This is a genomic window from Acinetobacter sp. Ver3 (assembly GCF_000632455.1).
In the GTDB taxonomy this organism is placed as follows: Bacteria; Pseudomonadota; Gammaproteobacteria; order Pseudomonadales; family Moraxellaceae; genus Acinetobacter.
Window position 1 is genome coordinate 1 of sequence record NZ_JFYL01000114.1, and the last position, 4377, is coordinate 4377.

General features: G+C 37.9%; 5 protein-coding genes. 2 read left to right on the forward strand and 3 right to left on the reverse strand.

The window, feature by feature from the left end:
• Window positions 1–50 precede the first annotated feature (50 nt).
• Window positions 51–974 (reverse strand): AEC family transporter, encoded by a 924-nt coding sequence (locus CL42_RS15505; RefSeq protein ID WP_035270692.1) that lies wholly within the window; start codon window positions 972–974, stop codon window positions 51–53.
• A gap of 97 nt (window positions 975–1071) precedes the next feature.
• Window positions 1072–2190 (reverse strand): NADH:flavin oxidoreductase/NADH oxidase, encoded by a 1119-nt coding sequence (locus tag CL42_RS15510; RefSeq protein WP_035270693.1) that lies wholly within the window; start codon window positions 2188–2190, stop codon window positions 1072–1074.
• 247 nt (window positions 2191–2437) lie between these two features.
• Here CL42_RS15510 and mutM point away from each other — a divergent pair, with 247 nt between their 5' ends.
• Window positions 2438–3292, forward strand: a complete 855-nt coding sequence (gene mutM, locus CL42_RS15515) for a bifunctional DNA-formamidopyrimidine glycosylase/DNA-(apurinic or apyrimidinic site) lyase (protein WP_035270694.1) — start codon at window positions 2438–2440, stop codon at window positions 3290–3292.
• Entirely contained in the window at window positions 3289–3573 is a 285-nt protein-coding gene (locus tag CL42_RS15520; RefSeq protein ID WP_035270696.1) for a peptidylprolyl isomerase, read from the forward strand. The genes mutM and CL42_RS15520 overlap by 4 nt, the downstream gene beginning before the upstream one ends.
• A gap of 171 nt (window positions 3574–3744) precedes the next feature.
• Here the strand turns inward: CL42_RS15520 and mscL are convergent, their stop codons facing one another.
• Window positions 3745–4179 carry a large conductance mechanosensitive channel protein MscL gene (mscL, locus tag CL42_RS15525; RefSeq protein WP_035270698.1) on the reverse strand — a complete coding sequence of 145 codons (435 nt, stop codon included), beginning with the start codon at window positions 4177–4179 and terminating at the stop codon, window positions 3745–3747.
• Window positions 4180–4377: the final 198 nt, after the last annotated feature.

Below are 4377 nucleotides of genomic sequence, written 5' to 3' on the forward strand. Positions count from 1 at the left end.
TTTTCTTATATGAAAAGGATATTTATGCTTACATTTTTGGTTTGACTCAATTACCACCATAAAATAATTAATCCAGCAGTCACAATAAATCCAATGACTGTACTCATCAATAAAGGTGTAATTGCACGATCATTGAGTCCATATGCTTGTCCCAGCATTCCAAATAATGCAGGTGTAGGTAAAGCTGCTATCAATGTCCCTACATACACGATATCCATCGGTGCTTGAGCAATAAATCGTAGAGTCAAATACATGAATATTGGAAAAATAAAGTTGGATGATAGAACAATATAAAGACTCTGCTGGTTGACATATTTTAAGGTTAAACCTGCGACGCTCCCGCCAATCACAAATAACGCCAAAGGAGATGCCGTCTGACCAATCATTAAGAAAACTTGATCTATATAATGCGGCAGTTTAACCTGAAAAACCGCGCACAAAATTCCGATTACCACACCAATAAACAATGGATTTTTACATAAGTTTATAAAGTTATTTTTTAATGTATTGAGCACTGCTTGCTGATTTTGAGCTTGCAAGCCCGCAATAAATAAAGCTGCTGGAACAAGAAAAACACTTTCGATAATTACAATTAAAGAAGTAAAAGCAAGCGCAATATGACCAATCAATAGACTTAAAATGGCCGTACCAAGTAGTCCAGTATTAGACATTGACGCTCCAATCGAGAGGATGGCAGCATCACTTAAATTGTTTTTAAAATGCTTTACCAAAATCCCTAAAGCGATTGCAAAAACAAAGGCAGTCACCACAATATAACTGTAAAAAAGTTCAGGTTGCCATATCGCATCAAGATCTTTTGATGAAAGCGCTTGTAAAAATAGAGCAGGTAAAGCGACTCGAATGACGAATGTACCGACAATGGAGACTTGCTCTTTGCTAAGTAAATTCAGTTTAACCGAAGCATATCCCGAAAAAAGCAGTAAAAAAATCGGAAGAATGACCGATAAAACCATGACTTAGCATCCCTAGCTATTGTATGAGTTAGTCAAATTATCATACAACAGCCGTTATTGCCCAGGATGACTTTTTAAGTATACCTTTATGCCTATTTTATCTATCAGCATATGGCTTAAATAATGATTTCACATCATGCGGTTGGCATCGTAAATATTGCGGACTAATTTCAACCTCTGCTTTTAATTGAGCAGCAGCATGCCATGGCCATCTTGGATTAAATAGTATTGCCCTTGCGAGCCCGATTGCATCAGCTTTGCCTTGTTGTAAGACATCTTCCGCCTGTTGAGGTTCAGTGATCAGCCCAACAGCAATCACTGGAATGTCTACGTGTTTCTTGATTGCTTCCGCAAATGGAACTTGGTAATTAGGACCAATCTGAATATTTTGATCGACATGTAATCCCCCTGATGATGCATGGATATAGACTGCACCAAGTTTTTCTAATGCCTTTGATAACCCAATTGAGTCATCAATATTCCATGCCTTTTCTTGCTCCATCCAGTCTGTTGCAGACAAACGAACACCGATTGGATAGTTGTCTGGAACAGCATTTTTGATCGCCTGAAAAACCTCTAAAGTTAGACGAATGCGATTCTCAAAACTTCCACCATATTCATCTGTTCTTCGATTAGATAAAGGGGACATAAATTGATGTAATAGATAACCATGAGCCGCGTGGACTTCGATGAGATCAAAACCTGCATCTACAGATCTGACTGCTGCAGTTGCAAAGTCATCGATAATTTTTTTGATTTCCTCGATACTTAATTCATGAGGAGCCTGATCATCTGGATTAAATGGTAAATCACTTGCAGATACCGTTTGCCAGCCATGTTCATGATTCGATGAGAATTGACCACGTCCCAACCATGGTTTATCAGTTGAAGCTTTACGTCCCGCGTGCGCTAACTGAATGGCGATTGGCGTTGGAGCAATCGATTTTACCTTATCAATCAATGCTTTTAATTGTGCACGTTGTAAATCATTCCACAACCCTAAATCTGCAAAACTGATACGACCTACAGCTTGTACCGCAGTTGCTTCAATAATATATAATCCAGCACCCGACAATGCATAACTCGCCCATTGTTGTTCATGCCAAAAACTATGCTCCCCTGCTTCATTCGCAGAATACTGACACATGGGAGCAATAATAATTCTATTTTTGAGTGATAAATTTCCGAATTGAATTGGCTCAAATAATTTTGCCACACTGAATCTCCCTGATTTTAAATTCATTTATTTGTAGCAGTGTACAACGCATTTACGTGATAAATCATCTAACTTCATTTCATCATTGAATGCTTTAAAAAATATTTTAAAACTTAACCATGAAGGCACTAGATGGATTATGTATCATATTCTGTTCAAGCGTAATATCTTGTAGTTCACTCGATGCTGCTTGCAATATCCTCATTTAACCCAATATTTTTCTACTCGCCCATTTAACAGAGTTTCCATGCCTGAATTACCTGAAGTTGAAACCACGAAAACCAGCTTGCTCCCTTTGCTGAATCAAAAAGTACTTTCTGTTCAAGTCAATAATTCAAGTCTGAGATGGCCTATACCAAATGATGTAAATCAATTGGTCGGTCAACGACTAATAGGGCTAACACGTCGATCCAAATATATTTTGGCACAATTTGAAAATGTGACCATGTTATGGCACTTGGGAATGTCAGGAAGCTTTCGTTTGAGTGATTCACGTGATGCGTTGAGAAAGCATGATCATTTCATCATACAATTCGATGATATCCAATTACGCTACCACGATCCTCGTCGTTTTGGTTGCATTTTATGGCTGGATGATCATGCTCAATCCAAACTTTTAGATACGCTTGGACCTGAACCTTTAAGTGAATCTTTCAATGCTGACTATCTAGAGCAGAAATTTAAAAATAAGAGTGTTGCAGTCAAAGTTGCAATTATGGATAACCACATTGTTGTGGGTGTTGGAAATATTTACGCAACTGAAAGTCTGTTTAATTTGGGCATTCATCCTGCACAACCCGCCTCTAGTCTTACACGGTCACAAATTGAAAAATTTGTCATTGAAATCAAACGAATCCTTAAACAAGCAATTGATTTAGGCGGATCTACTTTACGTGATTACACCAATGCCATGGGCGAAAATGGCTACTTTCAACAAACGCTATTGGCTTATGGGCGCGCTGGTGAAATGTGCATCAACTGTGAAACAACTTTAGAAAATATTAAGCTCGGGCAACGTGCTTCTGTCTTTTGCCCTGAGTGTCAACCGCTTAAGCGACCTCAAGCCTCAAAGATTCCTGTATCAAAGGTAAAATCCAAATGAAATCAGCAATTGTTCGGCATATTTTAGTCAAAGATAAAGACCTGTGTATCCAACTTAAACAAAAGCTTAAAGACGGTGCTGATTTTGCTAAAATTGCTAAGCAACACTCAACTTGTCCCTCAGGAAAAAAAGGAGGGGAATTAGGTGAGGTTAAGAAAGGACAATTGGTTGGTCCTATCGATAAGGCAGTTTTTAGTTTGGCTGAACGTGAATTACATGGACCAATTAAGAGTCAATTCGGCTGGCATTTACTCGAAATTAAATTTCGTATGGATCTTTAAACTTCCTGGATTTCCCTCTCCTTTTAGGAGATGAGAATCATCGCTTCGCAAGAAAGAGCTAAGAATCAATCCCTCCCAGCTTCCCTTTGACAAAGGGGGATTTCGGGCGATTTAAAAAAATGATGAGATATAAAAAACGGCGCATTTAGCGCCGTTTTCATTGTAAAAGCATTAACCTTTACGTTTTAATTCGTCACGAATTTCACGAAGTAATTCGATATCTTCTGGAGTAGCTTCAGGTGCTGGAGCTTCCTCCTCTTGCTTACGACGCATTTTATTCATCAATTTCACTAACCAGAATACCACCCATGCAAGCAGGATGAAGTTAATGAGAATCGTCAAGAAATTACCGTAAGCCAAAACATTTAAACCTGCTTCTTGAGCAGCAGCAAGCGTTGTAAGGTTATTTGGATTATCGCCCAATACAACAAACCAGTTTGAATAATCTACATCACCGCCTAAGATCCAACTGATAATTGGCATGATGACATCTTTAACCATTGAATCGATGATTTTACCAAACGCCCCACCAATGATCACACCGACCGCCAGATCCATTACATTGCCTTTTACGGCAAATTCTTTAAACTCTTTAATAATGCTCATTTTTTCTCCAAAATTTTTCTATGCATTAATGTGACATAATATACATTATTCTTAATGATATTTCCGTCTATACTCGTTGGTTTTCCACCAAAATCATAAGTATCTCTGTTTAAATAAACAAGATCTTGTCCAAATCAACTACAACAATTCAACAACTTTTATTTCATATCTTAAATGATGTAGTCAAAATATAAAAAA